The organism is Rhizobium sp. OAE497 (assembly GCF_040546565.1).
GTDB lineage: Bacteria > Pseudomonadota > Alphaproteobacteria > Rhizobiales > Rhizobiaceae > Rhizobium.
This window is the reverse complement of the sequence record NZ_JBEPOA010000001.1, coordinates 1,485,609-1,511,186: the sequence shown is the minus strand read 5'-3', so window position 1 is coordinate 1,511,186 and position 25,578 is coordinate 1,485,609. Positions and strand designations below refer to the sequence as shown.

The window sequence follows — 25,578 nt, the reverse complement described above, 5'->3', positions numbered from 1 at the left end:
AATTGCGATCCCAAGCGACGCTTGAGGATCCTGTCCCCTCGCGCTTCGCGCCAGAAAAGGCCGAAGGCACAAGGCATCCAAGGCTCGAACCGGATCAATGAAGCGAACTTCAGAAATTCGGGTCTTACCCGTCTCATGCAGGCCAAGTGATTAAGGGAGAACCACCTGCAATCTCGGACAGGATTCCGGATTTCTCCGGAATATCCCGGCCCCTTGCGAGGCCGGAATTCTTGCTGCCGGGCAAAAGCCCGGCAAATTCATTAGGCGGCCGGAGCCGTGACCGAGCCAACCTCGATCTTGACGCCCGGGCCCATGGTCGAAGAGATCGCTACGCGCTTGACGTAGTTACCCTTGGCGCCAGCCGGCTTTGCCTTGATGACGGCGTCAGCGAAGGCGCGGATGTTTTCTTCCAGAGCCTTGGCATCGAAGGATGCCTTGCCGATGCCGGCGTGTACGATACCGGCCTTTTCGACGCGGAATTCAACGGCGCCGCCCTTGGAAGCCTTGACGGCACCCGTGACGTCCATCGTTACCGTGCCAACCTTCGGGTTCGGCATCATGCCGCGCGGGCCGAGAACCTTACCGAGACGGCCGACGAGCGGCATCATGTCGGGGGTCGCGATGACGCGGTCGAAATCGATCTTGCCGCCCTGGACGATATCGACCAGGTCTTCGGCGCCGACGATGTCTGCGCCTGCAGCCTTGGCTTCGTCAGCCTTGGCGCCGCGGGCGAAAACAGCGACGCGAACGTCGCGGCCGGTGCCGTTCGGCAGGTTGACGACGCCGCGGACCATCTGGTCGGCGTGGCGCGGGTCAACGCCGAGGTTCATCGAGATTTCGATGGTCTCGTCGAACTTGGCGACAGCACGCTCCTTGACCATGCCGATAGCGAGGCCGAGTGCGTAGAGCTTCGTGGGATCAACACCTTCGTTGATCTTCTTGGTGCGCTTGCCTGACATGGTCTTAACCTACCACTTCCAGGCCCATGGCGCGGGCAGAGCCCTCAATCATCGCCATTGCACCTTCGATATCTGCTGCGTTCAGATCCTTCATCTTGGCTTCGGCGATCGACTTGATCTGAGCCTTGGTGAGCTTGCCGGCGTTGGCGCCCTTGCCGGGCGTCTTCGAACCGGACTGGATCTTCGCTTCCTTCTTCAGGAAGTAGCTGACCGGCGGCTGCTTCATGATGAAGGTGAAGGACTTGTCCTGGTAATAGGTGATGACGACCGGGATCGGCATACCCTTTTCCATTTCCTGCGTAGCCGCGTTGAACGACTTGCAGAATTCCATGATGTTAATGCCACGCTGACCAAGCGCCGGGCCGATCGGCGGGGACGGGTTAGCCGATCCTGCCTTGACCTGAAGCTTGAGCTGGCCTGCAACTTTCTTAGCCATATCTCTCTGCCTTTCACTGACGGCCGGTTGCCCGGCCCTTGATGCCGGATTGCTCCGGCGGCTGCGGTTGCGTGGTTCGGATAATTGCGACCCGGCTAAGGCCCCTCACCTTCCACGCGCTGCGGCTTTCGCCGCCCGAAGGCCAGCCTCAAGGACCAGCCTCCGATTCTTGAAATCAGACCTTCTCGACCTGACCGTATTCGAGCTCGACCGGCGTCGCGCGGCCGAAGATCGACACTTCTACCTTCAGGCGCGAACGCTCTTCGTCCACATCCTGAACCGTGCCGTTGAACGAGGCGAACGGACCATCGGAAACCCGAACCTGCTCGCCGATCTCGAAGCTGACCGAGGCCTTCGGACGCTCGACACCCTCCTGAACCTGGCCGAGAATGCGCTCGGCTTCGGAGTCCGGGATCGGAACCGGCTTGTTGTCGGAACCAAGGAAGCCCGTGACCTTCGGCGTGTTCTTGATCAGGTGGTAGGCTTCGTCGGTCAGGTTCGCACGAACCATGACGTAGCCCGGGAAGAACTTGCGCTCGCTGTCGACCTTGCGGCCGCGGCGCACTTCAACCACCTTCTCGGTCGGCACGAGAATCTTTTCGAACAGGTGCTCAAGCCCTTTCTGGCGAGCCTTGTTCTCGATGTCCTCGGCAACCTTCTTTTCAAAATTCGAATACGCGTGGACGATGTACCAACGTGCCGCCATCTTTTATCTCCACCCGATCAGTTGCTGACGTTGAGCACGAAGCTCAAAAGCCAGCTGATCAGCTGGTCGGCAGCAAAGAAAAACAGCGCGGCAAAAACCACCATTACCAGAACCATGATCGTCGAGATCATCGTCTCACGGCGCGACGGCCAAGTGATCTTCGCCGTCTCGGAGCGAACCTGCTGGAGAAACGCTAGTGGATTGGATTTGGATGCCATCGACTGCCCACGCAATTACGGCGCGTAAAGCTGAACATATCAGCCCCACGCACCGCGTGTCTGTTGAACCCTACATAAACACCGATTCCCAATTCGACAAGAGGGAAACCGAAGTTTAACGAAATTAGCCATTGCGCCTCCCCGGCCGGAACGCCGCGAGAACGTCCGCGCTTCCCGTTCGAGGAAAATGGCAGGGGCAGAGGGGCTCGAACCCCCGACCTGCGGTTTTGGAGACCGCCGCTCTACCAACTGAGCTATACCCCTTTACGCTTTCGTTTCAGCTCCTTGGCCATTCGGCCGAAGCGCTTCCGCAAAGCATGGCGCTCCCTTTAAGACGGCGGCAAAGGATTGGCAAGTCCCGTTTTCGATTTTTCCCAATCCTCTGCCGCTTCAAGACGTTTCCGTCAGACCTTCACGTAGTTGCGCCAGTTGTGTTCTTCCTTGAAGCCCAGCACTTCGCGGATCTTGCGGTTGGAGAGAAGCCCCTCATATTCGCCGATCTCGCGGGTGAAGGGAACGTTGGGGAAAAACCGTCTGGCGAGCTCCTTCGACGGCGTATTGGCCGAGACAGTGTCGTTCGCGGCATTGAAGACCTGGTAGCCGAGACCATCCTTTTCGATGCAGAGATGGCAGATCTGGCCAAGATCGCGAGCATCGATATAGCTCCAGGCAATGCGCTTGCGAATCTCCGGATCGGCGAAGAAGGCCGGGAACTTCTCGTATTCATGCGGCTCGATGACATTGCCGATGCGCAGCGCATAGATGTCGGCGCCGGTGCGTTCGGCGAAGGCCCTTGCCGTCTTCTCGTTGATCACCTTCGACAAGCCATAGGAATCCATCGGATTGACGTCGTAATCCTCATCCAGCGGAAACTGGTGGAAATCGCGATGTCCCTCGGCGAAGCAGACACCATAGGTCGTCTCGCTTGAGGCGACGATGATCTTGCGGATGCCGAGCTTCACTGCCGCTTCGATGACATTATAGGTGCCCATCGTATTGATGCGGAAGGTCTCGTTATCAGGCTTGATGAGGATGCGCGGCACGGCGGCAAAATGAATGACCGCGTCGAACGGCTGGACGCCCTTCCCGCTCTCGAGATCGGGAAAGTCACGATGCATCGACAGCGCGTTAAAGACCTGGCCGCTATCGGTGATGTCGGCGATCAGATTGGTGACGCCGGGGCTTTCCAGCGGCACGAGATCGATATTGTGGACCTCATAGCCCTTGGCGACCAGCCACGGCACGGTGTGCCGCCCTGCCTTGCCCGAACCACCGGTGAAAAGAATACGCTTCTTCATGAAATATCCTCCGCGTCATGAAAATCGCAGGGATAGATAAAGGCTTTGCAACGCAGCGCAAGGGTGGCGCTGCTGCGTCAGGCTGCCTCGACCTCGGGGATGGCGGCAAGCGCCGTCGCCATAGCGTCCTTTTGGACCTTGATGTCGTAGCTCACCTGCAGGTTCATCCAGAACTCGGGCGTCGTGCGGAAGAATTTGGCGAGCCGCAGCGCGGTATCAGTCGTGATGCCCACCTTCCCACCCGCGATACGCTCGATGCGGGTCCGGGGAACGCCGAGCTTCTTTGCCAGCATATAGGGCGAGATTTCCAATGGCTCGAGATAGAGCTCCCGCAGGATTTCACCGGGATGGATCGCCGGCAGAATATTCTCAACCATGGTCCATAGCTCCATTCATTCTAATGATAGTCCGTGATTTCGACATCGCCCGGTCCGCTTTCCGTCCAGACGAAACAGATGCGCCATTGCTTGTTGATGCGGACGGAATGCTGCCCTTCCCGGTCTCCCGCCAATTTCTCCAAGCGATTTCCCGGCGGGGATCGAAGGTCGTTGAGATCGGCCGCGGCATTCAGCACTGCCAGCATCAGCTGCGTCCTGCGAACAAGATCAGCAGGAAAGCCCTTTCGGATCGATCCATCGGCAATCGATTGGCTGAGCTTGTCCTTATATGATCGGATCACCGGGCGCCTCGCATTGGTATCATACGATGATACTAATCGAAGTCAACAAAAACGAAAAAGGCCCCGCTGTTTCCAGCGAGGCCTTCTTTATTCAATGCGACAGCCGATTACTCGACGATCGAGGCAACGATGCCGGCGCCGACGGTACGGCCGCCTTCGCGGATAGCGAAGCGCAGCTTTTCTTCCATCGCGATCGGAACGATCAGCTCGACGTCAACCGTGACGTTGTCGCCCGGCATAACCATTTCCGTGCCTTCCGGCAGCGTGACGATGCCCGTCACGTCCGTCGTGCGGAAGTAGAACTGCGGACGGTAGTTGGTGAAGAACGGCGTATGACGGCCGCCTTCTTCCTTCGTCAGGATGTAGGCTTCTGCCTTGAACTTCTTGTGCGGCTTGACCGAACCCGGCTTGCACAGGATCTGACCACGCTCGACGCCGTCACGGTTAACACCGCGAACCAGAGCGCCGATGTTGTCGCCGGCCTGGCCCTGATCGAGCAGCTTGCGGAACATTTCAACGCCGGTAACCGTCGTCTTCGAGGTCGCGCGGATGCCGACGATTTCGACTTCTTCGCCAACCTTGACGATACCACGCTCGACGCGGCCCGTAACAACCGTACCACGGCCCGAGATCGAGAACACGTCTTCGATCGGCATCAGGAACGGCTGGTCAACCGGACGCTCAGGCGTCGGGATGTAGGCGTCGACCTGAGCCATCAGCTCGCGGATCGCGTCTTCGCCGATCTTCTTGTCGGAATCTTCGAGAGCGGCCAGAGCCGAACCCTTGACGACCGGGATGTCGTCGCCCGGGAAGTCGTAGGACGACAGCAGTTCGCGAACTTCGAGCTCGACGAGTTCGAGAAGCTCGGCGTCGTCAACCTGGTCGACCTTGTTGAGGAACACGACGATAGCCGGAACGCCAACCTGGCGAGCGAGCAGGATGTGCTCGCGGGTCTGCGGCATCGGGCCGTCAGCAGCGGAGCAAACCAGGATCGCGCCGTCCATCTGTGCGGCACCGGTGATCATGTTCTTGACGTAATCGGCGTGGCCGGGGCAGTCGACGTGCGCGTAGTGGCGGTTCGGGGTCTCATACTCGACGTGGGCCGTCGAGATGGTGATGCCGCGTGCCTTTTCTTCCGGAGCAGCGTCGATCTGGTCATACGCCTTGAACTCGCCGAAATACTTCGTGATCGCTGCCGTCAGAGACGTCTTGCCGTGGTCAACGTGGCCGATCGTGCCGATGTTTACGTGCGGCTTGTTGCGCTCAAACTTACTCTTTGCCATTTGAATGCTTCCTGTGAACGAAATGGGTGACCCCGGCGAACCGGTTTAGTGCCGCCGTTTAAGGCTTTCGGCGGGATTGCGCAAGACCTAATTGCGAACGGTCTTCCGGGCTTTGCTGCCCATATGGGAGACAATCTTCAGCGCACAAGATCGATGCCGCTCAAGACTGCAGAATTATTTGAAAATGAAAAGAAAACCTGGAGCGGGTAGCGGGAATCGAACCCGCGTATTCAGCTTGGAAGGCTGCTGCTCTACCATTGAGCTATACCCGCGGGATTGGTCCGATCGAGACGAATGGTGGAGAGAGTTGGATTTGAACCAACGTAGGCTGAGCCAACGGATTTACAGTCCGTCCCCTTTAACCACTCGGGCATCTCTCCATAACTTTTCGTCTGGATCGGAAGACCAAGCTTGCGATCGTTTGGCGTCGCCGCCCTCGATCTGCGCCGCGTATATGACCGGTGCGTTTTCACATGTCAACACGAAGACAAAAGAAAAAATGTGAAAAAATTCATTGCCTGTTGAAAGGCCCGGAGACGAATGAGACCTATGCGCAGCGAGATCGCGCCGCTATAAAGCCGCATGAGCAAAGACAACAAATCCGGCGGCAAGCCCGCAACCGAAAAAACCCCGCGCGACACGCATTATGCAACGCTGCGCCGCCAGCACCGCGATGCAAAACGCGAGCGCGGCGAGATCCCCACCCCTGCCCCGCAAAAACGCAAGCGCGGCGGCGACGACTGGAAGCCGCCGGTTCTGGCGCCCGAACAGGTCTATCTCTATGGCCTGCACACGGTGCGCGCCGCGCTCGACAATAAAGAGCGACGCAACATCAAGCTTTCGGTGACGCAGAATGCGCTCGTCCGCCTGGAGATCGATCCCGAGACGCTCGGCATTCCGGTCGAGATGGTGGCGCCGCATGATATCGACAAGATGCTTGGCCCCGACGCCATCCACCAGGGCGTCATGCTGGAAACGCGGCCCCTGCCCGTACGCCGGCTGGAAGCGCTGAAGGACAGCCCGCTGCTTCTGGTTCTCGACCAGGTGACCGATCCGCATAATGTCGGCGCCATCATGCGCTCGGCCGTCGCCTTCAATGCCGGTGCCGTGATCACCACGCAGCGGCACAGCCCGACCGAATCGGGCGTGATGGCAAAATCGGCCTCCGGCGCCCTCGAACTCATTCCTTATATACAGATCACCAATCTCGCCGATGCGGTGGGCGAGCTGCACAAGCTCGGCTTCGTGACGATCGGGCTCGATTCGGAAGGACCGGCGCCGCTCGAAGGGACCTTTACCGGAGAGAAAGTGGCACTCGTTCTCGGCTCCGAGGGCAAGGGCCTGCGGCAGAAGACGCGCGAGACGGTCAATGCGCTGGCGCGGCTCGACATGCCCGGCGCGATCAAATCGCTCAACGTCTCGAACGCGGCAGCGATCGCGCTCTATGCGGCGCGGCTTTATCTGGCGAAATAGGTGAGATAGGCCGGCGGACTCAAAATGAACGCATGCGGCGGCTAGAAGCCGCCGGACCGAAACGGCAAGCGAGAAGGAAGCACTCCGGCATGGCAATCCGGCCCCTCCTGTTCGGCATTCTGTTCATCGCAGTTTTCGTCGGCATCATCCTCAGTCTGGTCTGGGTCGATCCCTCCCAGCCGACACGGCAATCCGACCCGTTGGCGCCCTCGCCACCTGCCGTTACCGACCCCACAGCGCCTGCTCCTGCACAGTAGGCGCCTGGAACCACAAACCGCACCGCGCGTTTGCCTCGCAGATTAACGCAAGGAAAACCGCATGCGAATCATGATCGTGGTCGTAGTTCTGATGGTCGGCTCGGTGCTCAGCATCGTGATGATGACGCCATCCGGTGCCGGACAGACCGGCAACGGCGCCAAGATCGAGGCTAGCATCAACGAGCCTGTGCAACAGTAGAGCTGAAATCCATCCAGCGATGTGCAAAGCCCCGACATGACCGGGGCTTTATGCTGTCAGTTGCTGGCCTTCTCGACGGTGATCTCGCCGAATTCGTCGATCATCACGGTCCAGCCATCGGGCTCGGCATCCGGATCGGTCTTCAGGTAGACCGTGGCGAAGAGGCCCGGCTGCTTGATGATGCCGGTGGAATTCTCCGGACGGATGTCGGTCACATAGGGCTTGATGTCGGTGAACTCATGCAGCTCGAGAGTGGAAACGACCTCGGGGCCTGCGTCGGCCTGGGCAATCTGCTGCAGATAGACCTTGGACGTGCGGTTCGGCTGGCGGACGGCGAAGATCTTGTAATAGCCGTGCCGTGGTTCCGCGCTGATGGCAGCCGGCTGGGCTGCACCTGGCGCGCGCTCGATGGCGATCTCGCCCTTCGCCTCTTCCCAGTAGCCGGTGCTCGTCGCAAAGGTGATCGACGACGGCAGGATCGTGTCGGCGGCCGGTGCTGCGGCCGCCATCCCCGCGCCCGAGAAAAGAGCGGCGGCCAGAAGTAAGTTTGCGGCTCTCATCTCAATCCTCGAATTGTTCTGCCAGAATGCGGTCGGACCAGGAACGGTCCGGATCGGAGAGGATGCGTGCCGTCATATGTTCCGACTGGGCGATGCGCACATGCAGCACCGACTTGACCTCGGAATTATCGGCAACGGCATTCACCGGCCGCTTCTCCGCTTCCAGAATATGGATATCGACCGTCACCTTGTTCGGCAGCAGCGCGCCGCGCCAGCGCCGCGGACGGAAGGCGCTCACCGGCGTCATCGCCAGAAGCGGCGCCTCCAGCGGCAGGATCGGACCATGAGCCGAGAGATTATAGGCCGTCGAGCCCGCCGGCGTTGCCACCATCAGGCCATCGCAAATCAGCTCTTCGAGCCGGACATGGCCATCAACCTCAACCCGCAGCTTGGCCGCCTGATAGGACTGGCGAAACAGCGAGACCTCGTTGATCGCAAGTGCTGTCGAATTGGTGCCATCGGCATTGGCTGTCGTCATCTGCAGCGGCCGGAAGACATTCTCGACGGCAGCGCAGATACGATCCTGCAGATCCTCCGTTCTATAATCATTCATCAGGAAGCCGACGGAACCGCGGTTCATGCCATAGACAAGCTTGCCACTGTTCATCGTGCCATGCAGCGTCTGCAGCATGAAGCCATCGCCGCCAAGTGCGACAATGACATCGGCCTCCTCGGCCGGCACATCGCCATAGATGCGAATCAATTCCTCACGCGCCGCCAGCGCCTCGGTGGCGGAAGATGCCAGAAAACCAAGCGTCTGAAATGACCGGCCCATGCAATGCCCTTTATGATGCTCGCCTAGCTAAAGGATAAAGGGCTTGTGCGACAAGGTGTTTTGCGCGGCGATGCTAACCGCCAGCGCCAGGCAACCTGTCGGGAGTGCGAAGTTAGTTTTCAGGAAGCACCGCATTTTCTAACTGGCGCTCGCCGGGGTAAGCGCGCAAACGCCTTGCTCCCTTCGCTCACCATCGACCTCAGCCCCGCTGCAATGAGCTCCAGCAGCTCTTTCAATTGCATCGTAGAAATCGAGCTTCTTTCCAAGATAGGTTGATCCAGCGCGAGAGAAGTGCCCTGTATCTTGATAGATCGATGTACCGTTCTCCTCAATGGTGCAGGCAGGCCTATCCCCGCATAAATAATGCGTGAAATCCAATACCGGATATATGTAGCGGACACCTGCTTGAGAAACGCAACGGTGTCACGATTGAAATCCGCAGATTTGGCTGCGCTCAGGCTACAGGCATTGTTCGGGATACCCCATTTTCGCGCGCGCGCGATGCACAGGCCCATGTTACTGACGCCGTCCTGGGGCGGAGGCGCGAAAACGACGGGTTTAATCCCCATGGAAGACAGCAGGTCCAACGTCTTCTTGAATTCGGAAACTGCCAGCCCTAGGCTTGGCTGCACAAGGCCGCTTCCCCGCAAAAAGACGTGATCACGCCGAATATAGGGATAGAACGGCGACGAAACGACCACCGTCTTTACCGATGGGTGACGCTTGAAATACTGGAATACCTTATCATTGTGATCGAGGCATGTCTCGGGCCAGGTCGTGGCGGCATTTGCCGGAACCGGAGTCAAATCGATAAAGGGCCCACAATTGCTCATATTGAATTGGACGAGCTTAGCCTGGGGATTAGACGCCATGATGCCGTCAACCAGATGCATGGCGTAAGAATCGCCCCAGACAGCAATGTCTGGCGCTTCAGCCGTCTGGCACTTGGCCAATATTCGGCCGTTGCAATCATGATCCAGGCCAAAACTCTCGGCATTCGCCTGGGTGATTTGCTCGAAATGAGATTCCAAGCCCTCAGTCTTGTCGGCGATCAAACCCACGGAGATAAAAGCAGTGCCCACTGCCCCAAAGGCAGCGAATGCAGTTCGGCGTGATAGGAAAGAGCGTCGACGGAATGGCTGCTCCACATATCTGTATGTAACGAACGCAAGGGCGCCGCAAAGGCCAATCAGGCCGGCATAATCCCACGACGAAAGGTTTCCAAAAGAACGGATCCGGGCGAAAGCAAAAATCGGCTGATGCCATAAATAAAGGCTGTAGCTGCCCAAACCGATGACGACGAGAGGCGGGCTACCGAGGAGGCGGCCCGCAAAATTCCGTTGTGAAGCAAAGGCGATCACGGCAACTGTGCCGCATACGACCGGAAGCGTTTGCAAACCCGGATAAATCGCCGTCTCGGAAACCATAAAGTAAGAGAAGCAAATGGCTATGAGCCCGAGCGTGGCAATAACGCCGGCATATCGATGTTGTATGGCCCTACCATCATTGACGACCAGGGCAACGGCGGCACCGGCTCCCAATTCCCAGAAACGACTTGGCAAGAGATAGAAATTCATCGACGCACTGAAGCGCGGTATAATTTGGGTCAGCAGGAAGCTAACCACCGAGAGGAAAACAACCCAGCGCAGCGCCTTGCTCCAAGCACCGCGACTAAGAACCAAAAGGACAGGAAAGAGAAGATAGAATTGCTCTTCAACTGCGAGCGACCACGTATGCAAAAGCGGTTTCAGATCGCCTGCGCCGCCGAAGTAACGCGTCTCTTGCCAGAAGAGAAAATTCGAGATCGACAGGCAAACATGATAGAGGCTCTTCCCGAAGTCATTGAGTTCCTTTGGGAGCATCCACAGCCAGGCAAACGGCAGGCAGGCGGCACACACAACCAACAGAGCAGGTGCAATGCGTCTTGCTCGACGCTCATAGAAAGAAAGAAATGTGAAACTGCCTTTGCTGACCTCGTCCATAATGATGGAAGTAATTAAGAAGCCGCTGATCACGAAGAAGACATCGACGCCAGCAAACCCGCCCCGAATATTTGCCATTCCCGCGTGGTAGAGAATAACTGGAACAACCGCGATCGCTCGCAGTCCGTCAATCTCAGCTCGATATTTCATGAAATATGCTCCGTCCGCGGCAATAGGCGAGATGATTACTTCCGCTATCAAATGCGGATCGGCAGTCGCAGCTAGGCATCCACCAGCCTTCGCCACCGCCTGAGAACGCGTCTTCATAAACGACCAGATATGGGAAGAATGGTGCCCCCGGCAGGGTTCGAACCCGCGACCCCCTGATTACAAATCAGGTTCGAAAGCCTTGCATTATACAGCATCTTGCTCATCATGCGCCATCTGTGCGCCATCGCCAAAAATGGACGATGAGATTTGGTCCATGACATTGCGGTGTGAATCGCTCGGGAAAAGGTGGCCGTAGCGGCTCATGGTCACTGCAAGAGAGGAATGACCGGCGAAGGTTTGCACGGTCTTCGGCTGCAAGCCCGCTTCGATCCAGGTGGAAATGGCGAAGTGGCGCAAGGCGTGCCAGTTGAACGCCTTATATAGCTTGCCTTCCTCTTTAGCCTTCGCGGACACAGCCTTGATCAGCGGCCGATATTCACGGGTGAGGATGTTCTTGTGATCCATGAACCCGCCGCGGGAATTCGGGAAGATCAGGTCATCCGCCTCCTTGTTCTTGGCGGCTGCTCGCCAAGCTCGAAGATCATTGAGCATGGCAGAGGAAAGCGGGACGGTGCGAATGCCAGCCACCGATTTGGTGGTGTCCGCATTCTTATAGGCGTCGACGCGGCCGTCGACCGTGAGCTCGCCTGTGTTGAATGAAACGTGCTTCCACCGGAGGAAGTAAAGCTCTGAGGCTCGCACCCCGGCTGAGGCTGACAGGCGCATGCGAACCGCCAAGCCGCCCTTGGCTTCGGCCAGCGTGCGAGCGAGATCAAGCTTAGACGGCGGCACCACCTTCTTAGACCCTTCACCGCGCTTGCCGGTGACGCGAATGTTTGCGGCTGGATTTACCGCCATCAGGTCGGCTTCAACCGCATTCTGCAGCGCCCGCGAGAGGCTGCCCAATATGCGCCGGGTGGTCACAACGCCTACACCTGCCGTGCGGAGGCGGTCGCGGAAGTCGCTGACGACCTTCGCGGTGCATTGGGAGAGCTTCACCGGTCCAATGTGGCCATCGAAGATGATGCGCGTCTTCTCGGGCTGCTTGGCACGATGTTCTTCAGTCGGCGCCACGTAGTTGCGCAACTGGCCTTCCACGGTGCGCAGGTAATGCTCAGTGACGTGCTCGCCCCGGTCGCGGCGCTCGGTAAGAAGCTTGAGGTAGCTGGTAACGGCGTCATCAACGGTAGTGCTCGATGCATCAGCGCGGAATGTCCCGACGGCGACCTGGTGCGTGACTTCAGTTCGGTGAGCCTCGGCGTCCCGTTTCTTGTCAAACTGCCGTTTATGCCGCTTGCCGGTCGCGTCGGTCCAGGCGAGCACCCAGGCTTCGTGCTCACCGCTTTTGTTCGACCACCGCCGTTTCGTGATTGTTGCCAAACTAATGACCTCCTGATTTAGATGGCGCATGAAATCATGGCGCACGGAATTGTACAAGAGGTAAATCTTGTCAAACCGCAATGTTTACACCACCGTCCTGCCGTCATCATCTTAGGAAGGAGAAAAATGAACGCCGGTAACGACAACATCATTGAGGGCGATCTGCTCGTCGGAGCAAAGGCCATAGCTGAATTCCTCGGTGTCACTCAGAGGCAAGCCTACCGCCTCACCACCGACCGCATCATTCCCTTCCTAAAGCTGGGCGGCACAGTCGCCGCGCGCCGCTCTTCTCTATCCCGATGGATGGATGAAGCTGAAGCGAGGGCGGCAGCGTGACGCGTTACGTAACGGGGTTTGCGACATGCCGTTGACCAATGCGGAGCGGCAAGCCCGGCATCGTGAGAGGATCAAAGACAAGTTACGTAACGCGCCGGAGTTACGTAACGGTTCCGGCACTCGCGAAAGCGGATTGGCGGAAGCCGATGAGATGTTACGTAACGCATATTACAGCGTTGCCGAGCAATACTTCGCCAGGGCCGGCGAAAGGGCCCGCGAGGCAATCGAGGCGTTCCTAAGCGAAGAAATCGGGTTCGCCGACATCATGCTTATGGTCATGGAACAGGCCTACGGCCGCATCAATGATCATTACGAATGCGGCAACGTTGGCGTGCCCGTGCGGGAAATGTCCTGGCGGAAGCATGCCAAGACGATAGCCGAGCGCGTTACGTAACGCCCCAAATCACCAGTCAGTGACAACCAGCCTGCCGGCATCCGTCGGCGGGCCGCGCTTCTGCGCCCAAAACGGGAGACCCCATGAAAGTTCTATATTGCCGGAAGATCAGTGATCCACGCGGCAGCGAATGCATCGCCGCTGTCGACTTCGAGCTGAATGAGCATATCCGCATTTACGGCTTGCGGCTCATGAGGAAGGCCGACGGCCGCCATTTCATCTACGCCCCCCAGGCAGCTGGCTCGCGGAAGGTGGCAACGTTCTCGGAGGCCCTGTCCACCCGCCTGACCGACCTTGCGCTCGATGCGTATGAGGTGGCAGCGTGAAAGACGACAGCCGATTTCTCGAAAAATGGAAGCTTGTTAGGGCCGCGGGGAAAGACCGGGCCAATCTGAGTATGGGCGACATTTCCGTGCTGATTGCCATCTGCGACCGCTACGGCAGCAAGTACGATAAAGACGCCCCGGCAAAGGCTGGCCACGCCTTGCTTGCCTCCATGTCGGGCCTTTCCCGCCGTGCGACCATCGATTCCACCCGGCGCCTCATCGATGCAGGATATGTGTTTGTCATCGAACTGGGCTCCGGAACCGCGGGCACAAAATATGGCCTTCATTTCGCTAGAGGTGAAGACCGCTGCACCACTAAGGGTGAAAACGCTAGTGGTGAAGACGCCTTCACCACAGTAGTGAAGCCCGGTTCACCACTAGACCCCCGCAGTGGTGAAGACGCATTCACGGAGTCCCCACCTACTGAAAGCCGCCTACAGGCGAGCTTACATGTAGGTGATAGTAGGTTCGATGACGCGGCTTCGCCCCCGCCCCCGGATGGCCTGAAGGCCACCGCGGCGGTTCCGCCATCGGGAGATGGATTCGAAGAGTTCTGGAAAGCATGGCCGCGAAAGCATGGCTTGAAGAAGGCCCGTGCAGAGTGGGCGAAGATCGAGCATGACGTTGATATGATCATTGAGGCGGCAACCACCTGGGCCGAGCACTATGCCAAGAACGGCACCGACCGCAAATGGATACCGGAGCCCGCCAACTGGCTGCGCGGCGAGCGTTGGCGCGAAGATCTGCCCCTGGTCCATCTCGACGCGAAGGGCGCTGCGATCTCGAAGGCGAAGGCGAATGCCCCGCTAAAAGCCGAGGCGCCGGCACCCGCGAATGATGTCTATAGGCATGTGGTGATCGAGCGTGTCACGCCGCTACGGAACGGTGACTATGCCTATGAGGCACAGCTACGCTTCAGGGATTGCGAGCCAGACGATGACGTTGAGACCATCACGCAGAAATATGACGTCGACACCTTCCGTCAGCTGATGGCGGCGGTTGGCATTAAGATCATGCGGCCGGGCGACGAAGACCACTCAATTGGAAGGCCGGCCGTGCTGGTGGTGGACGCAGATAGCAACCACCGCTTCGAACCGTTGTTCCGGTCCAGCGCCGACGTCGAGGTAAGCTACGAGCCTCTACCTGAAAAGCCGCCGCGCCCGGCGAGAAGCGTCCAGCCCTGGAGGATGGCAGTATGACCAGCCTCGCCACCCAGCTCCACGAGATCGCCGACCGGCTCACCCGGTTGGCGCCCAGCCACCGAGATCCGAACCGCTTCCATGAGGACAAGAGCGAACTGGTCGGCCAGCTGCGGCGGCTGGCTCAATCGAACGGAAAGCGGCCGATTGAAGCCGCAAACGACAATCGCCCGAACAGGAGTGCTGTTTGACCAACACCGACATCAACCCCGATCGCCCGCTGCGAGGCCGGCGCCTATCTTGGCGCGAATTCACCGTGCTGACAGGGCGGCCGAAGCCGGATTATGCGAAGCTGGCGGCGAATGATAACGCTAAGGCTGTCGACGCCTCTGGCGATGTCGGAACAAATCGCTAACAGCATTGTTCCCCTCTTGTACACGTGGTATTTACCGGAAGAGGAGAAGATCGAATCTCCTCTAGGAAGACTAGAATAATGGCAGCTATTTTCGACGTATCGGACTACATCGTTGTTAAACTCCGCGAGGGCGGCGTTTTCTTGAACGTACTCAAGCTTCACAAGCTTATGTACTACGTTCAGGCGTGGCATCTTGCGTTCGGTCGCGGCCGCCTTTTTGATGGACGCTTCCAGGCGTGGGTGCACGGCCCGGTGAGTCGCGAACTTTATGATCGATATCGAGATACTAAGTCGATGTACTCTACGGTCGACATAACAGATGTAAGCCCGCTTTTCACACCGACGCGTTTGAATGATGCTGAGCGTGCGCATATAGATGCGGTTCTTGAAGTGTATGCGGTCTTTACTGGCGATCAGCTTGAGGAAATGACGCATCGCGAAACTCCTTGGCTAGCAGCACGCGTGAATGTTCCGGCCTCAGCTCGGAGTGAAACTCCCATATCTGAAGAAACAATGCGCAGCTTCTATGCACAGCGATTAAACACAGGGAACGCTGCAGCCGGCGCATGATGAAGCCTGTACTTGATCCGGAAATTATACCGCAGAAAGCGGAGAGGCCGGACCCTGGACGCGTCTCCGAAACTGCCCATTGGGCGTTCTCAATGCGCTATTGGCGGCAGGTCGACAATTTCGGGATTGGAGGAGAAGAGGCCGGTTGGTTTGTATCCTTGTTCGAGCGGATTAGTTCGCTTTGCGCGATGACCCTTGAGGACTTTTTTCGGGATACCGTCCTGCAGGCAAGCGTTCGTTTTCACGCGATAAATTGGCAGGGAAAGAATGTTCCTCTGCGGAGGAAGGATTTTGATTGGGTTCCCGAGGTCTACCGGGATAACCCAGATGACTACCCTATATACCAATTCCACGTATCGAGGGCGCTTGGGCGCGTTGTGGGGTTCTTCGATGAGGTTGGCGTTTTTCAGGTCGTTTTACTTGATCCCAACCACAACATTCAGCCGTCGAGTTACAACGACTACGAAATCCGTCCGACCAAGGCAGGCGCTTGCCTTTACGCTTCCGTATCCATTGCGGCCGATGAATACGTTTCGCAGTGTGCGGCAACCGATTGCTCAATGAAGACCGGGCTGTCGCGGCACCTGCAAAAGCAAATCTATCGGCAAACAAATGGCCTGATGATCTGCCATGTAGCGGAGGACCACTACATCAGGTTTCAAAAACTGCAAGAGGCCAATAGTGATTTCAACCTCCGAGACGTAATCGAGCTCGGCCTGATGCAATACGAGGCGGACAGCGGTTAAAGTTCGACAGCCCCAGGTAGGGGGCACCCCAGATCCTTGCCGCCGCAACTTTGAGGATCGGCGCGGTCCCATAGCGTTAGTGCTAATACAGGAAATTGCCTCCCGACCGGGGGCATCGATGTCTCTGGATTGCTCCGAAATCGGGAAACGGCGATGGCCATTTGTCCGCATTTTTCCGATTCAAATGTTGAGGGGGTCGCAATGCGCCTCCCGCGTGCGCAAGCGCGCGCGAGAAATCATTACGTTTTTTCCCCGAAGAAGCTGCTGGCTGCCGTCATTTTGTTTCCAATCCCTCTTGACGGTTCGTCGGTGACCAAACTTAACGTTTGAGCCGGCAGGCAGTTGGCAACAGACATTGTTTACATCAACGTGAGCTGTGTGGCTGACGATGAAGCTGCGCCAAATACTATAGATTTAGGACCAACGCGTCCGACCTCACCAACTAAGAGCCGGCCACCGGCCAGAACAAGACTCCTTCATAGGGTGCGACCTTGAAAGATATCGAAGTACCGGTTTTTGACCGGCGCCACTCTCTTCCAGATCTAATCGACCAAGACCTTGAATGGGCGCCCGCCCGGACCCTCATCAAGGGCGGCGGCGTCAAAGTCACGCTTCCGAACGACGGCCCGTCACCGGATCACCGCATCCGCGCTGGCGTGGCCTGGTACTCGTCCCATCCGTATAGCGGTCAGGCGGATAACGATAATAAAGATTGGCCGCTTGAGAAGCTGCTGAGGACAGAGGGCAATGACCATTGTCTCGCCCTCGCGGAACGATACCGCGACCTGCATGACGCCTCCACCCGCCCGACACAGCTGATCGGCCGAGAGACCGATAATCTGTATCTCGTTCAGAACGAGGATGGGGAAGGAAAGTCGAAAGGCACCAAGGTGGTGACCGGAAAGAAGGCCGTCGTCGACACCCCGCCCAGGCGGGCGAGCTTGCTCACGTCAGACTCGAAGAAGCGCGCCGCGGCTGTACCGAAGAAATGGACGGGCGACTGGCCGATCCTTTCCGCGATAGATGCGAAGCGAGAGCTTGCTATCCTTCGCGCTCAGCTAGCATTCGTTCCCAAGATCCTTGACGCTTTCGAGTGGTCGGTCGTGAACAGCCTCACCCTGGATGAGATTGGGAAGCGATTGGGTGCCGGCAGCAAAGGCGGCAAAGGCGAGGCCCGCGCGCGGATCTTCGATGGCTTCACCATTGTCGATCGGTTCTGGCAGCGGAAGCTTCGAACGGCGAGGAAGCGGGAGGAAGCGACGTACGCTTCGTCCTGGTGGCAGCCTGGCATGCCAGTGCCCTCTGGGTACTACCAATCGCGGGTTCATCCGGACATGATTTTTCCCGCTGCCGCGTAGGGGTACCCCATTTCCCAACCCCGAAGGGTATAGTTGAAGAGAAGGGCGGCAGCGATGTCGCCCTTTTTCGTTTCAGCTCGTCGCACCGGGCTGAGGTGGCTGGCCGCGCGCGGTCGGTCACCGTCAATTCTGTCGATCTGCGGATGTACCAGCGACAGGTAATTGTTCGTTGGATGGCGAGTCTGACGGACGATCGGCTGGAGCGCGCCTGCGGGCGCTGCTCGCTGCCCAATTCATGCGCCCGCTGGGCGCCCTTTTTTTGGCTCTACTAGTTTCAAACTCTGGAAAAGGACACCACCATGGCCCTGAATGGGTTGCATGTCACAGCCGGCTACGCCGGATCGTACCGGCGCGATAAGTCGCAGCCGATCCTGGGTAAAATCATCTGGTCCGAAGCACCGGCATCCGGCGCTGCGACCACCAACGTCGCGCCGGCCATTTCCGATGTCTTCGGCCAGCCGGTCTTCCGGTTTCGATCTTCTGCCGACGTCTATGTCAGTATCGGCCCGACCCCAAACGCTGCCGCCAGCCCGCGCATCCTTGTGCCGGCTGGGACTGATTACGACGTCTTCGCCGAGCCTGGCGACAAAGTCGCATGGAGCGCAGCATGACCATTCCCGAACTTGCAGAAATCGTTGAGCGTCATCTTGGCATCAAGCGCAGCCGTGTAACGAGCGTAGCGCGGGCGCTGCAGGCCGCTGGAGCCCTTTCGAAGGGCGGACCGGGCCAAGCGCCGGAATTCAGCCGCGACGACGCTGTTGCCCTCCTGGCTGGCGTTGCCACCGGTGCCAAGCTTGAAGCGGTCGCATCTGCGACACGCGCGCTTCTAGCGGCTACGCCAGGCGGCGCCGACGTCCGCTCTGCGCCGCTCTGCATTCCCAGGAATGCGGAGATCCAGCTGGCCGTCCTCGCTAGCATGTCTCTTACCGGTGACAGCCTCGAAGGCCTGACGATCGAAGTGGTGCACGGCTGGCCGGAAGTCGCGCTGATCTGGGCCGACGGCAAGGTCCAGCGCTTCCAGGCAGCCGGATCGGTAGCCAACACCCAGCCGACCAACAAGAGCCGCGTTGCGACGCGGATCGCCGGCGACGACTTCGCCAGTTTCATCAAGGAGGCCACCACCCATGGCTAAAGCATCATTCGCCGTTCCGACACTCAGCGAGGCCGATTCCGAATACGGCACACTGTCCGAACGCTACACCGCCCTGACCAACGAGCTTGCGGAGATCTCCCGCGAGGCTGACGAGCTTGAAGCGGATATGCGTGCTCGTCGAGCTCCATCCATTCGCCCGGGTGTTGCCGAGCTGATCGGCGAGGCCGTCGATCTTACGCTGCTGGAACGCCCACGGCGCCTGCGGGAGCTTCGCCAGCGCGCCGGTGATCTTGAGCAGGCCGCAGAGATCATCCGCCGCCGTCGTGACGACCGTCTGAGCGCCGCCAGCCTCGCTGCCTGCAAGGCCACGAAGGCCGAATATGCGCGCCGGATCGGCAAGTTCGTCGACGCGCTGCAGGCCGCCAAGGCGGCGTACGACGCAGCCGAGGAAGTGCTTGACGCTTTGGAGCGCGAGGGCGTGCAGATCGGCTACATGCCGCCGGCGCGGTCGCCCTTCTTCGCAGGCACCGAGAACGGCGCGACGCGGTTTGTTTCTGAAGCGTGGGGGAATGCGAATGTCTAACCGCCGCGAATATGAGGCCCGGCCAGCGGGCACGGGACGCAAGGGCGTCCGATCCATTAAGCTGCCAGGCGAACAGCGTCACGTCGAGCGTGCTGAGCCAGCAGAGGCTATCGCACGCCGCCTGGCGATCTCGAAGCGCGAGCGCGATCTGAGGGAGCGCACAGGTGGCTGAAATCAGCGGCTATGCCATTCAATGGGGGCAGCCGGCAGTCATCGCCGGCCTCTTCGAGGAGAGCTTCGCCCGCGGCGCGTTCAACCAAAGCCTGCTTGATCATCCGGACGTCGTGGTCCTCTGGGCGCACGACCCGAGCCGCCCGCTGGCTCGCGTCTCGAACAAGAGCCTGACTATCAGGTCCGACAGCATCGGCCTTTGGTACTCGTTCCAGCCCGATGACAAATCGCCTCTCGGGCAGGAAGCGCTGGCAAGCGTCGGCTCCGGCCTGGTCAACGAGGTGTCAGTTGGCTTTTCGTCGATCGAGGAAGAGTGGAACGACAGCGGCCGCATTCCGAAGCGCACCATCACCAAAGCGTTTCTTGGCGAAATCAGCATCGTTTTGTGGGGCGCCTACGGGCAGTCGACGAGCGCCGAGCTTGTCGGCCGATCCACAGCCGCCAGCAAGGCCGAGGCCGCAATGCGTCGGCGCGGCATTTCAACCACCTAGGAACATCATGGACGTACATTTCAAATACCAGCTGGGCGATCTCGTCGAGACGCGCCGCGGCGAAGTCGGCAAGATCGTGCTCATGTCGGTGTGCGAGAGCCGCGACGGGCGGGAAGACTACTACCGCACCTACAAGATTGTCGACGACGATGGCGGCCATGTGTGGACGCCGGAATTCGGCATTAAACGGGTGGTCGGGTGGTGAGCGGAGGCAGCGCCGCCGGGTGACCGACTGCAGCTCACGGGAACACCAGCATGCGGGCGGGGATGACCCTAGTGCCACCTCAAGCGGCAGGCAACTTTCGTGCATCGTGAGGTTGCATCGGCTTGTTTGATGAGCGAACTACGATAAACCGTCGACTCCTCTACACTCGCAAAGGAGGGGTCGCATGAATGAGGTGAAGGTAGTTGGCTTGGATCTCGCAAAGAACGTTCTGCAAGCACATGGTATCGACTCTTCAGGGAAGAAAACTTTTAACGTCCGGCTTAAGCGCGAGCAGGTGAAGCCGTTTTTCGCCGGGCTAGACCCATGCCTCGTTGCGATGGAAGCCGGATCGGCGTGCCACTTTTGGGGTCGCGAAATCGCTCGCTTTGGCCATGAGATAATGATCATACCCGCGCAGCATGTGAAGCCTTTCGTCAAAAGGAATAAAACCGATGCGCTAGACGCGCAGGCCATAGCTGTTGCTGCGCTCCAGGACGGGATGCAGCGGGTGGCCGTGAAAACGGTCGAGCAACAGGCGCTGACAGTTATCATCAAAACACGCGCGCTGTTCATCCGGCAGAGAACAAACACACTCCTAGCGCTGCGGGGCCACCTCGCCGAGTTCGGCTTTATTACGGGAACTGGAGTGGCCAGGCTAACAAAGATAACTGAAGACGTCTGTGCCGGTAGGATTCCAGAGATTCCGGAGCTCGCAAGGCAGGCGGTGGCAGACGTCCTAGCTGAAGTAGAAGCCTTGAATGTACGAATCGAGCGCCTTGAAGCCGATGTTGCTCGACTGTCGCGGGCTGATGGCGACGTCCGTCGTCTGCTTGCAATACCTGGCATTGGCCCTGTGACAGCTTCGGCGATCAAAGCCTATGTGCCCGACATTGCGGTCTTCCGATCCAGTCGCCATTTTGCGTCCTGGCTAGGATTAACACCGCGCTCGCATGATTCTGGCGGAAAAAGCCGACCTGGGCGAATTTCAAAACGGGGAAATGTGACATTGAGATCGCTTCTTTATCTTGGCGGCTTGACACTCGTTCGTATTGCCAAGGCAAAACCTGAGGCCGACCCCTGGTTGGCCCGACTAGCTACGAACAAACCGATGAAGGTTGCCGCGGTAGCTGCCGCCAACAAACTTGCCCGGATCATCTGGGCGCTACTGACCGGAAGCAAAGATTATACCCCCGCGCCGGTGACCTAGTCGCAGCATGCGACGCAAACGATCCTAGCCGCCGCTCCACCCGTGGTGACGAAACAGGCCGCATCGAAGACTGTGCATTGCACTATGTAGCTACTAGCCGTTTTGTCCGCGTTCTAGTGAAAGGCGTGCCACCCGGCAGCGCCGTATGATCTCCTGCAAGTGACAGCCACGTGCAATAGGTCGTTTGCGTTTCAAGGCCATCTCCGAAAGGGGATGGCCACCAATCGAATTACCAAGCCTTCTCGCGGGCACTGGAAAAAGTCCGCCGTCGGGCGACCCGATATCGCTGAACTGAGCAGCATGGCGCGCGTTCGGTGCAGGTCTAGAAACATTCGGCGATCCCAGGCCGCGCGGAAAGCGCCGCCGCTAATTAGAAAGCACAATCAATGACAAAAACGAACGCCCAGCCGGGCGAGCGAGGCCACGCGCGTGGCGGGAAGATAAGGTCGGCGAAATGATCGTGCCTGGCAGGCCGCTGCTCAACCGAGCACAGCGCCGGGCTCTTCGCGCCTAGCGCCACCATCGCCTTCAACAGTTCAATCCTTCGCCCTGGCGGCTCGCCGGGGCGCTTCCACATGGGAGAACACATGCCACAACTGGCAAACACCATCTGGGCAGACGGCCCGGGCGGCTCACCTACCCAACCTAATAAAGCCGACGTCCGCGAGTGGGGCACATGGCTGGAATCGTTTATCACGGCAATCGGCGCCAACAGTGGATCCGTCTTCGCGACGCGCGCCGCCCTTTATGCCGATCTTGCTCATGTTGCGAACAGCATGGCGTGGGTCGTGAATGATTCCACTGCGGCTTACAACGGCATCTATCAGAAGTCGGGCGCATCGGGGGTGGGGGCGTGGGCCAAGATCGCTGATCTGCCCTACAGCTTTATCACCGCTGTGGACGCTGGTGCCGGCACTCCGAATGCGATCGTAGCCACGAGCACTTTGCCAATCAGCACCTCTGCGCTCGTCATCATGAACGTGTTCGAGGCCAACACGGCCTCGCCGGTAACCGTTGCCTTCAATGGCGGCACTGTCCTGACGGTCAAGACCAACACTGGTAACGACGTCTCTGCTGGCGGCCTGGTGGCCGGTATGCAGTTGCTCGGAGTCGTATCGGGCTCCGTGTTCCGGCTGGTCAGCGATCAGGTTTCGAGCGCAGTTGTTGCGGCAGCGGAGGCTGCGGCTAGCGCGGCAAATGACTCAATGGAGGCCGCGGCACAGTCTGCCCAGGATGCAGCAGACAGCGCTGAGCAGGCCGCTTCTGTTGTGACGGGCAATATCGCGGCGGCCATTCATGCCGCTACAGCGAAGAGCGTTCCGGTTGATGCAGATGAACTCGGTCTTGTCGACAGTGCGGCAAGCTGGGCGCTCAAAAAGCTCACTTGGTTGGCGGTCAGGCTGGGCGTCTTCGTGCAGGCTGCCGCTACGGTTGCGAGCGCAGCGACGGCAGATATCGGTTCTGCATCAAGCTTCTTCATCAGCGTTACCGGTACGACTGCGATCACCTCTCTCGGGAGCGCAGTCGGAATCCAGGTGGGGACCTTGCGGCTGGTGCAGTTTGCGGCGTCTCTCACGCTGACGAACAATGCAAACATCATTCTGCCAACCGGCGCCAACATCACTACCGCTGCCAACGACTTCATGTTGGCGCGCTATGAAGGCTCCGGTGTTTGGCGTGTCATCTGGTATCGCGGCGCGCTTACCACGGCGGACTGGACGACTGGCACCAGTACGAAGCCCGGCATGCCGACGCCTGCGCAACTGAAGGCAGCAATCCAAGCTAATCGTTCTATTGCTGTGGTCGCGGATGTGAAAGCTCAGGGAACGGCACCGCAGACACTTACGGCAGCAGCTTGGACGCAACGAAACCTGAACACGGAAGTTTACGACCCGGATAGCATTGTTTCGATTTCCGGCAACACTTTCACCGTCACTAAAGACTGCATGCTTTCTGGTTGGTGTGCGTCTACCAACAACCAAGCAGCCATGCGGAGCCGAGTATATTGCGTCACAGATGCCGCGCCGGTCGGCTATTCGGCCTATATGTCGATCAACGGTTCTGGCGCAAGCGCTGTTGTCATGGCGTTCGATGGCATCAAGCTTGATGCCGGAAAGAACTACCGGATTGAAACGTACCATAGCTCAGCAGCCCCTGCCGGTGTCGCGCAAAACCTTGCGGGCATAGCGGAAACCTACCTGCAGCTTAAGCTGGAGACGATCTAGTGACGAAGTCGAAGTACGCAATCCTCAGTGACGACGTCGTAGACGTCATTTCGTTTGAACCCGACATGGAAGACGGCGAGGTCAGCCCCTCGTGGGTGCCGGTGCCAGACAGCGTTTTCGCAGGCTTCATAAGGCAGGTTGATGGCTCTTTCACATCGCCGCCACCCTTGCCCCCCAGCCTGAGCGACTACCAGGGTGCAATCCAAGAGCTTGTCGACCAAACAGCACAGGCCGAGCAATTCAATGACGGCGTGACGCTAGCGTCCTACGTTGCCTCCACAGTGCAGCCGTGGGCGGCACAGGCGCAAGCCTTCGTGTCATGGCGCGACAATGTCTGGCAATATGCGTACGCCGAGCTTGCAAAGGTGCAGGCCGGGGAACGCGAGCAGCCGAGCGTCGAAGCCTTTCTTCTCGAACTTCCGGAGGTCATTTGGCCATGAACCATTCAGCAGTAGCAGCGGCCGTCGCGCTCAACGCCACAAACGCCATCATCCACAGTCTTGTCGTCAGGGGCGTGCTCACCGGGAAACAGGGCTCCCAACTCTTGAGTGACATTGCGAAGGCGACCCGAGCTGATGACCTCGGCCAAGCTGGCGAAGATGTCGCCGCGTGGCTCGATAAGGCGGCGGCGCCTCTCGCGGCTTAGCCATCGGTGGGCTCGCCGGTGTTTGCCGGCGGGCTCTGGCGGGTCTGAGTTGGAACCAGATCGAGCTGATACTCGTTTTTCAGCCATACTTGAAACTCAGCGAGGTATTGCTCGTTCTGCTCGACCTCGACAATGCCAAAGAGTTCTGCGCCCGCCTTAGTCAGCGCAGGGCCGGTGAATTGCAACATCCTTGCTTGCTTCAGTCCTTCTTGGTCCACGACGCCGTCCTTAAACCCCATCATCCATAGTGGTTCACCATTCTTTGTCGCGGAGTAGAACTTCCCTCCAATACAAAACGCGCCTGCCGCGAAGATCAGTTCATTCACCGTCTGATAGGGCGTGAACGAGTGGGTCAGAAGGCCGTGCTCCTGCAGCACGGTGAGCGCGTGGTAGTTGAGGCCGTAAACATCAAGATCGTTAGCTCCAGGAGCCTTTCCAAGCGAGCAAAGCATGGGCCCGAACAGGGGGCCGCCGGATATCGCACAGGCTGTAAACTTCTGTAGGACAGCGACGGCCTCAGGGCTCAGAACGCTGAAAGCCTGCATCGCGAGCGGAGAAAACGATCCTGGCTTTTGGATTTCCCCCGAGAGTATCTTCGCAAAACCTGCCTTCATTCGCTCCGATGACGCCTCGGAAGCGAGCCGCCGAAATTTGTTGAGCCAATCGTCGGAGATATCGCCGTCTCCTATACCCGCTGTGCCGGCGCCCGAAGCGTCCACTATCGCATCCGCGAATATCTCTTCAACTGTGGCCTGCTCGCCAACAAGGCGCTTCAGTCCCTGATCAAACAGCGTTGCAGCGCGCGGATCCTCCTCGGCAATCATCTTTGCGGCTTTGGCCGCCACCGCATTGGAAATGATTTCCCGGCCTTTGTTGGTGGTCTTCTTCTCCGACCAGGTGTCGAAATAGTAGCCGCCTTCGCCGACGAGGAAATCCTTCGCTTTCTTCATCCGCGCGACTGCTGCTGCCGGCCAACCCTCTGTCCAAGCAGGAAGGTTAGATTTATTGGGTTCCGGCGCCGCTGGAAGATTGGAGGAGGTATCCGACGGCTGTTGATCACTCATTCCAATACAATCCTCGTGAGCGCCATACGGTCCGCAGCTGCTCCGCTATATCTTCTTCCGTCCGGTGGTCGAAGTGGGCCGCTAGAACAGCAGCTATTGTTGAAATACTAGCGTGGTCGGGCAATGCTTTTTCGGCGAGATCTGCCTGATTGTTGATCTCGCGCATGAGTAGATCGTCGTCTGCTTGGCTCATA

At 58.7% G+C, this 25,578-nt stretch carries 35 protein-coding genes and 3 tRNA genes; 21 read left to right on the top strand and 17 right to left on the bottom strand.

Annotated features, from left to right (window positions below; genetic code table 11):
* Nucleotides 1-260: 260 nt before the first annotated feature.
* From rplA to ABIE40_RS07730, 11 genes are all read right to left on the bottom strand, one after another.
* On the bottom strand, nt 261-959 hold the full coding sequence (gene rplA / locus ABIE40_RS07780; RefSeq protein WP_112716912.1) for a 50S ribosomal protein L1: 699 nt from the start codon (nt 957-959) through the stop codon (nt 261-263).
* A gap of 4 nt (nt 960-963) precedes the next feature.
* Nucleotides 964-1,395 (bottom strand): 50S ribosomal protein L11, encoded by a 432-nt coding sequence (gene rplK / locus ABIE40_RS07775; protein WP_112716914.1) that lies wholly within the window; start codon nt 1,393-1,395, stop codon nt 964-966.
* A gap of 175 nt (nt 1,396-1,570) precedes the next feature.
* Nucleotides 1,571-2,101: a transcription termination/antitermination protein NusG gene (gene nusG, locus ABIE40_RS07770; RefSeq protein WP_112716916.1), complete on the bottom strand. Its 531-nt coding sequence runs from the start codon at nt 2,099-2,101 to the stop codon at nt 1,571-1,573.
* Between the two features lie 17 nt (nt 2,102-2,118).
* Nucleotides 2,119-2,319 carry a preprotein translocase subunit SecE gene (secE, locus tag ABIE40_RS07765; protein WP_112716918.1) on the bottom strand — a complete coding sequence of 67 codons (201 nt, stop codon included), beginning with the start codon at nt 2,317-2,319 and terminating at the stop codon, nt 2,119-2,121.
* 188 nt (nt 2,320-2,507) lie between these two features.
* A tRNA-Trp gene (locus tag ABIE40_RS07760) sits at nt 2,508-2,583 on the bottom strand.
* A gap of 140 nt (nt 2,584-2,723) precedes the next feature.
* The gene (locus tag ABIE40_RS07755) at nt 2,724-3,617 is read right to left on the bottom strand and encodes an NAD-dependent epimerase/dehydratase family protein (protein WP_112716922.1); all 894 of its coding nucleotides are present in this window, start codon (nt 3,615-3,617) and stop codon (nt 2,724-2,726) included.
* 77 nt (nt 3,618-3,694) lie between these two features.
* Nucleotides 3,695-3,994 (bottom strand): HigA family addiction module antitoxin, encoded by a 300-nt coding sequence (locus ABIE40_RS07750; protein WP_199630020.1) that lies wholly within the window; start codon nt 3,992-3,994, stop codon nt 3,695-3,697.
* 20 nt (nt 3,995-4,014) lie between these two features.
* Nucleotides 4,015-4,296, bottom strand: coding sequence for a type II toxin-antitoxin system RelE/ParE family toxin (locus ABIE40_RS07745; protein ID WP_112716926.1), 282 nt, complete (start codon nt 4,294-4,296; stop codon nt 4,015-4,017).
* A 107-nt stretch (nt 4,297-4,403) separates the two neighbouring features.
* Complete coding sequence (gene tuf, locus ABIE40_RS07740; protein WP_130282487.1) at nt 4,404-5,579, bottom strand: elongation factor Tu; 1,176 nt, start codon at nt 5,577-5,579, stop codon at nt 4,404-4,406.
* Nucleotides 5,580-5,777: 198 nt separating this feature from the next.
* Nucleotides 5,778-5,851: transfer RNA gene (locus ABIE40_RS07735), tRNA-Gly, on the bottom strand.
* 23 nt (nt 5,852-5,874) lie between these two features.
* Nucleotides 5,875-5,959, bottom strand: a tRNA-Tyr gene (locus ABIE40_RS07730).
* Nucleotides 5,960-6,161: 202 nt separating this feature from the next.
* Between ABIE40_RS07730 and rlmB the strand changes: the two genes are divergently transcribed.
* The 3 genes from rlmB (at nt 6,162) to ABIE40_RS07715 (ending at nt 7,508) form a co-directional block, all read left to right on the top strand.
* Nucleotides 6,162-7,052, top strand: a complete 891-nt coding sequence (rlmB, locus tag ABIE40_RS07725; RefSeq protein ID WP_199628676.1) for a 23S rRNA (guanosine(2251)-2'-O)-methyltransferase RlmB — start codon at nt 6,162-6,164, stop codon at nt 7,050-7,052.
* An 89-nt stretch (nt 7,053-7,141) separates the two neighbouring features.
* Nucleotides 7,142-7,309, top strand: a complete 168-nt coding sequence (locus ABIE40_RS07720) for a hypothetical protein (protein WP_199628677.1) — start codon at nt 7,142-7,144, stop codon at nt 7,307-7,309.
* Nucleotides 7,310-7,370: 61 nt separating this feature from the next.
* On the top strand, nt 7,371-7,508 hold the full coding sequence (locus tag ABIE40_RS07715; RefSeq protein ID WP_165402738.1) for a hypothetical protein: 138 nt from the start codon (nt 7,371-7,373) through the stop codon (nt 7,506-7,508).
* A 56-nt stretch (nt 7,509-7,564) separates the two neighbouring features.
* On the opposite strand, the gene ABIE40_RS07710 is transcribed toward ABIE40_RS07715, so the two are convergent.
* The 4 genes from ABIE40_RS07710 to ABIE40_RS07690 all read right to left on the bottom strand — a co-directional run bounded on the left by ABIE40_RS07710 (nt 7,565) and on the right by ABIE40_RS07690 (nt 12,415).
* Nucleotides 7,565-8,068, bottom strand: a complete 504-nt coding sequence (locus ABIE40_RS07710; protein WP_199628678.1) for a hypothetical protein — start codon at nt 8,066-8,068, stop codon at nt 7,565-7,567.
* A 1-nt stretch (nt 8,069) separates the two neighbouring features.
* On the bottom strand, nt 8,070-8,843 hold the full coding sequence (locus ABIE40_RS07705) for an NAD kinase (protein WP_199628679.1): 774 nt from the start codon (nt 8,841-8,843) through the stop codon (nt 8,070-8,072).
* Between the two features lie 119 nt (nt 8,844-8,962).
* The gene (locus tag ABIE40_RS07695; protein ID WP_199628680.1) at nt 8,963-10,975 is read right to left on the bottom strand and encodes an acyltransferase family protein; all 2,013 of its coding nucleotides are present in this window, start codon (nt 10,973-10,975) and stop codon (nt 8,963-8,965) included.
* Between the two features lie 204 nt (nt 10,976-11,179).
* Nucleotides 11,180-12,415, bottom strand: a complete 1,236-nt coding sequence (locus ABIE40_RS07690; RefSeq protein ID WP_199628681.1) for a tyrosine-type recombinase/integrase — start codon at nt 12,413-12,415, stop codon at nt 11,180-11,182.
* A 126-nt stretch (nt 12,416-12,541) separates the two neighbouring features.
* Between ABIE40_RS07690 and ABIE40_RS07685 the strand changes: the two genes are divergently transcribed.
* From ABIE40_RS07685 to ABIE40_RS07600, 18 genes are all read left to right on the top strand, one after another.
* Nucleotides 12,542-12,751: a helix-turn-helix domain-containing protein gene (locus tag ABIE40_RS07685; RefSeq protein WP_199628682.1), complete on the top strand. Its 210-nt coding sequence runs from the start codon at nt 12,542-12,544 to the stop codon at nt 12,749-12,751.
* Nucleotides 12,752-12,776: 25 nt separating this feature from the next.
* On the top strand, nt 12,777-13,145 hold the full coding sequence (locus tag ABIE40_RS07680; RefSeq protein ID WP_199628683.1) for a hypothetical protein: 369 nt from the start codon (nt 12,777-12,779) through the stop codon (nt 13,143-13,145).
* 83 nt (nt 13,146-13,228) lie between these two features.
* Complete coding sequence (locus tag ABIE40_RS07675; protein ID WP_199628684.1) at nt 13,229-13,471, top strand: hypothetical protein; 243 nt, start codon at nt 13,229-13,231, stop codon at nt 13,469-13,471.
* A complete protein-coding gene (locus ABIE40_RS07670) occupies nt 13,468-14,670 on the top strand; it encodes an LvrA C-terminal domain-related protein (protein WP_199628685.1) in 1,203 nt (400 codons plus the stop codon). Before ABIE40_RS07675 ends, ABIE40_RS07670 begins: the two co-directional genes overlap by 4 nt.
* On the top strand, nt 14,667-14,861 hold the full coding sequence (locus ABIE40_RS07665) for a hypothetical protein (protein ID WP_199628686.1): 195 nt from the start codon (nt 14,667-14,669) through the stop codon (nt 14,859-14,861). The genes ABIE40_RS07670 and ABIE40_RS07665 overlap by 4 nt, the downstream gene beginning before the upstream one ends.
* On the top strand, nt 14,858-15,025 hold the full coding sequence (locus tag ABIE40_RS07660; protein ID WP_199628687.1) for a hypothetical protein: 168 nt from the start codon (nt 14,858-14,860) through the stop codon (nt 15,023-15,025). The genes ABIE40_RS07665 and ABIE40_RS07660 overlap by 4 nt, the downstream gene beginning before the upstream one ends.
* A 78-nt stretch (nt 15,026-15,103) precedes the next feature.
* A complete protein-coding gene (locus ABIE40_RS07655) occupies nt 15,104-15,595 on the top strand; it encodes a Panacea domain-containing protein (RefSeq protein WP_199628688.1) in 492 nt (163 codons plus the stop codon).
* A complete protein-coding gene (locus ABIE40_RS07650) occupies nt 15,592-16,341 on the top strand; it encodes a hypothetical protein (protein ID WP_199628689.1) in 750 nt (249 codons plus the stop codon). The genes ABIE40_RS07655 and ABIE40_RS07650 overlap by 4 nt, the downstream gene beginning before the upstream one ends.
* 491 nt (nt 16,342-16,832) lie before the next feature.
* Nucleotides 16,833-17,699, top strand: a complete 867-nt coding sequence (locus ABIE40_RS07645) for a hypothetical protein (protein ID WP_199628690.1) — start codon at nt 16,833-16,835, stop codon at nt 17,697-17,699.
* 299 nt (nt 17,700-17,998) lie between these two features.
* Nucleotides 17,999-18,310, top strand: coding sequence for a hypothetical protein (locus tag ABIE40_RS07640; protein WP_199628691.1), 312 nt, complete (start codon nt 17,999-18,001; stop codon nt 18,308-18,310).
* Nucleotides 18,307-18,831 carry a hypothetical protein gene (locus ABIE40_RS07635; RefSeq protein WP_199628692.1) on the top strand — a complete coding sequence of 175 codons (525 nt, stop codon included), beginning with the start codon at nt 18,307-18,309 and terminating at the stop codon, nt 18,829-18,831. Before ABIE40_RS07640 ends, ABIE40_RS07635 begins: the two co-directional genes overlap by 4 nt.
* Entirely contained in the window at nt 18,824-19,375 is a 552-nt protein-coding gene (locus ABIE40_RS07630; protein ID WP_199628693.1) for a hypothetical protein, read from the top strand. The genes ABIE40_RS07635 and ABIE40_RS07630 overlap by 8 nt, the downstream gene beginning before the upstream one ends.
* 164 nt (nt 19,376-19,539) lie before the next feature.
* Nucleotides 19,540-20,037: an HK97 family phage prohead protease gene (locus tag ABIE40_RS07625; protein WP_199628694.1), complete on the top strand. Its 498-nt coding sequence runs from the start codon at nt 19,540-19,542 to the stop codon at nt 20,035-20,037.
* Between the two features lie 7 nt (nt 20,038-20,044).
* Nucleotides 20,045-20,242, top strand: coding sequence for a hypothetical protein (locus tag ABIE40_RS07620; protein ID WP_199628695.1), 198 nt, complete (start codon nt 20,045-20,047; stop codon nt 20,240-20,242).
* A gap of 184 nt (nt 20,243-20,426) precedes the next feature.
* Nucleotides 20,427-21,449 carry an IS110 family RNA-guided transposase gene (locus ABIE40_RS07615; RefSeq protein ID WP_199628696.1) on the top strand — a complete coding sequence of 341 codons (1,023 nt, stop codon included), beginning with the start codon at nt 20,427-20,429 and terminating at the stop codon, nt 21,447-21,449.
* 587 nt (nt 21,450-22,036) lie between these two features.
* On the top strand, nt 22,037-23,674 hold the full coding sequence (locus tag ABIE40_RS07610) for a hypothetical protein (protein WP_199628883.1): 1,638 nt from the start codon (nt 22,037-22,039) through the stop codon (nt 23,672-23,674).
* Nucleotides 23,674-24,114 carry a hypothetical protein gene (locus ABIE40_RS07605; protein ID WP_199628697.1) on the top strand — a complete coding sequence of 147 codons (441 nt, stop codon included), beginning with the start codon at nt 23,674-23,676 and terminating at the stop codon, nt 24,112-24,114. The genes ABIE40_RS07610 and ABIE40_RS07605 overlap by 1 nt, the downstream gene beginning before the upstream one ends.
* Complete coding sequence (locus tag ABIE40_RS07600; protein ID WP_199628698.1) at nt 24,111-24,320, top strand: hypothetical protein; 210 nt, start codon at nt 24,111-24,113, stop codon at nt 24,318-24,320. The genes ABIE40_RS07605 and ABIE40_RS07600 overlap by 4 nt, the downstream gene beginning before the upstream one ends.
* Here ABIE40_RS07600 and ABIE40_RS07595 read toward each other — a convergent pair.
* Together ABIE40_RS07595 and ABIE40_RS07590 are read right to left on the bottom strand one after the other, a co-directional pair.
* The gene (locus tag ABIE40_RS07595; RefSeq protein WP_199628699.1) at nt 24,317-25,384 is read right to left on the bottom strand and encodes a DUF2806 domain-containing protein; all 1,068 of its coding nucleotides are present in this window, start codon (nt 25,382-25,384) and stop codon (nt 24,317-24,319) included. The genes ABIE40_RS07600 and ABIE40_RS07595 overlap by 4 nt on opposite strands.
* Nucleotides 25,377-25,577 carry a hypothetical protein gene (locus ABIE40_RS07590; protein WP_199628700.1) on the bottom strand — a complete coding sequence of 67 codons (201 nt, stop codon included), beginning with the start codon at nt 25,575-25,577 and terminating at the stop codon, nt 25,377-25,379. Before ABIE40_RS07590 ends, ABIE40_RS07595 begins: the two co-directional genes overlap by 8 nt.
* Nucleotide 25,578 lies beyond the last annotated feature (1 nt).

Bases quoted from the DNA above. Each gene is read 5' to 3' on its own strand.
- ABIE40_RS07685 (WP_199628682.1), top strand. From the start codon at position 12,542: ATGAACGCCGGTAACGACAACATCATTGAGGGCGATCTGCTCGTCGGA.
- rplK (WP_112716914.1), bottom strand. From the start codon at position 1,395: ATGGCTAAGAAAGTTGCAGGCCAGCTCAAGCTTCAGGTCAAGGCAGGA.
- ABIE40_RS07720 (WP_199628677.1), top strand. From the start codon at position 7,142: ATGGCAATCCGGCCCCTCCTGTTCGGCATTCTGTTCATCGCAGTTTTC.
- ABIE40_RS07750 (WP_199630020.1), bottom strand. From the start codon at position 3,994: ATGGTTGAGAATATTCTGCCGGCGATCCATCCCGGTGAAATCCTGCGG.
- ABIE40_RS07650 (WP_199628689.1), top strand. From the start codon at position 15,592: ATGATGAAGCCTGTACTTGATCCGGAAATTATACCGCAGAAAGCGGAG.
- ABIE40_RS07695 (WP_199628680.1), bottom strand. From the start codon at position 10,975: ATGAAATATCGAGCTGAGATTGACGGACTGCGAGCGATCGCGGTTGTT.
- ABIE40_RS07600 (WP_199628698.1), top strand. From the start codon at position 24,111: ATGAACCATTCAGCAGTAGCAGCGGCCGTCGCGCTCAACGCCACAAAC.
- ABIE40_RS07755 (WP_112716922.1), bottom strand. From the start codon at position 3,617: ATGAAGAAGCGTATTCTTTTCACCGGTGGTTCGGGCAAGGCAGGGCGG.
- tuf (WP_130282487.1), bottom strand. From the start codon at position 5,579: ATGGCAAAGAGTAAGTTTGAGCGCAACAAGCCGCACGTAAACATCGGC.
- secE (WP_112716918.1), bottom strand. From the start codon at position 2,319: ATGGCATCCAAATCCAATCCACTAGCGTTTCTCCAGCAGGTTCGCTCC.
- ABIE40_RS07655 (WP_199628688.1), top strand. From the start codon at position 15,104: ATGGCAGCTATTTTCGACGTATCGGACTACATCGTTGTTAAACTCCGC.
- ABIE40_RS07715 (WP_165402738.1), top strand. From the start codon at position 7,371: ATGCGAATCATGATCGTGGTCGTAGTTCTGATGGTCGGCTCGGTGCTC.
- ABIE40_RS07705 (WP_199628679.1), bottom strand. From the start codon at position 8,843: ATGGGCCGGTCATTTCAGACGCTTGGTTTTCTGGCATCTTCCGCCACC.
- ABIE40_RS07640 (WP_199628691.1), top strand. From the start codon at position 17,999: ATGGCCCTGAATGGGTTGCATGTCACAGCCGGCTACGCCGGATCGTAC.
- rlmB (WP_199628676.1), top strand. From the start codon at position 6,162: ATGAGCAAAGACAACAAATCCGGCGGCAAGCCCGCAACCGAAAAAACC.
- ABIE40_RS07675 (WP_199628684.1), top strand. From the start codon at position 13,229: ATGAAAGTTCTATATTGCCGGAAGATCAGTGATCCACGCGGCAGCGAA.
- ABIE40_RS07630 (WP_199628693.1), top strand. From the start codon at position 18,824: ATGGCTAAAGCATCATTCGCCGTTCCGACACTCAGCGAGGCCGATTCC.
- ABIE40_RS07610 (WP_199628883.1), top strand. From the start codon at position 22,037: ATGCCACAACTGGCAAACACCATCTGGGCAGACGGCCCGGGCGGCTCA.
- ABIE40_RS07620 (WP_199628695.1), top strand. From the start codon at position 20,045: ATGGACGTACATTTCAAATACCAGCTGGGCGATCTCGTCGAGACGCGC.
- ABIE40_RS07680 (WP_199628683.1), top strand. From the start codon at position 12,777: ATGCCGTTGACCAATGCGGAGCGGCAAGCCCGGCATCGTGAGAGGATC.
- ABIE40_RS07615 (WP_199628696.1), top strand. From the start codon at position 20,427: ATGAATGAGGTGAAGGTAGTTGGCTTGGATCTCGCAAAGAACGTTCTG.
- ABIE40_RS07635 (WP_199628692.1), top strand. From the start codon at position 18,307: ATGACCATTCCCGAACTTGCAGAAATCGTTGAGCGTCATCTTGGCATC.
- rplA (WP_112716912.1), bottom strand. From the start codon at position 959: ATGTCAGGCAAGCGCACCAAGAAGATCAACGAAGGTGTTGATCCCACG.
- ABIE40_RS07665 (WP_199628686.1), top strand. From the start codon at position 14,667: ATGACCAGCCTCGCCACCCAGCTCCACGAGATCGCCGACCGGCTCACC.
- nusG (WP_112716916.1), bottom strand. From the start codon at position 2,101: ATGGCGGCACGTTGGTACATCGTCCACGCGTATTCGAATTTTGAAAAG.
- ABIE40_RS07710 (WP_199628678.1), bottom strand. From the start codon at position 8,068: ATGAGAGCCGCAAACTTACTTCTGGCCGCCGCTCTTTTCTCGGGCGCG.
- ABIE40_RS07595 (WP_199628699.1), bottom strand. From the start codon at position 25,384: ATGAGTGATCAACAGCCGTCGGATACCTCCTCCAATCTTCCAGCGGCG.
- ABIE40_RS07590 (WP_199628700.1), bottom strand. From the start codon at position 25,577: ATGAGCCAAGCAGACGACGATCTACTCATGCGCGAGATCAACAATCAG.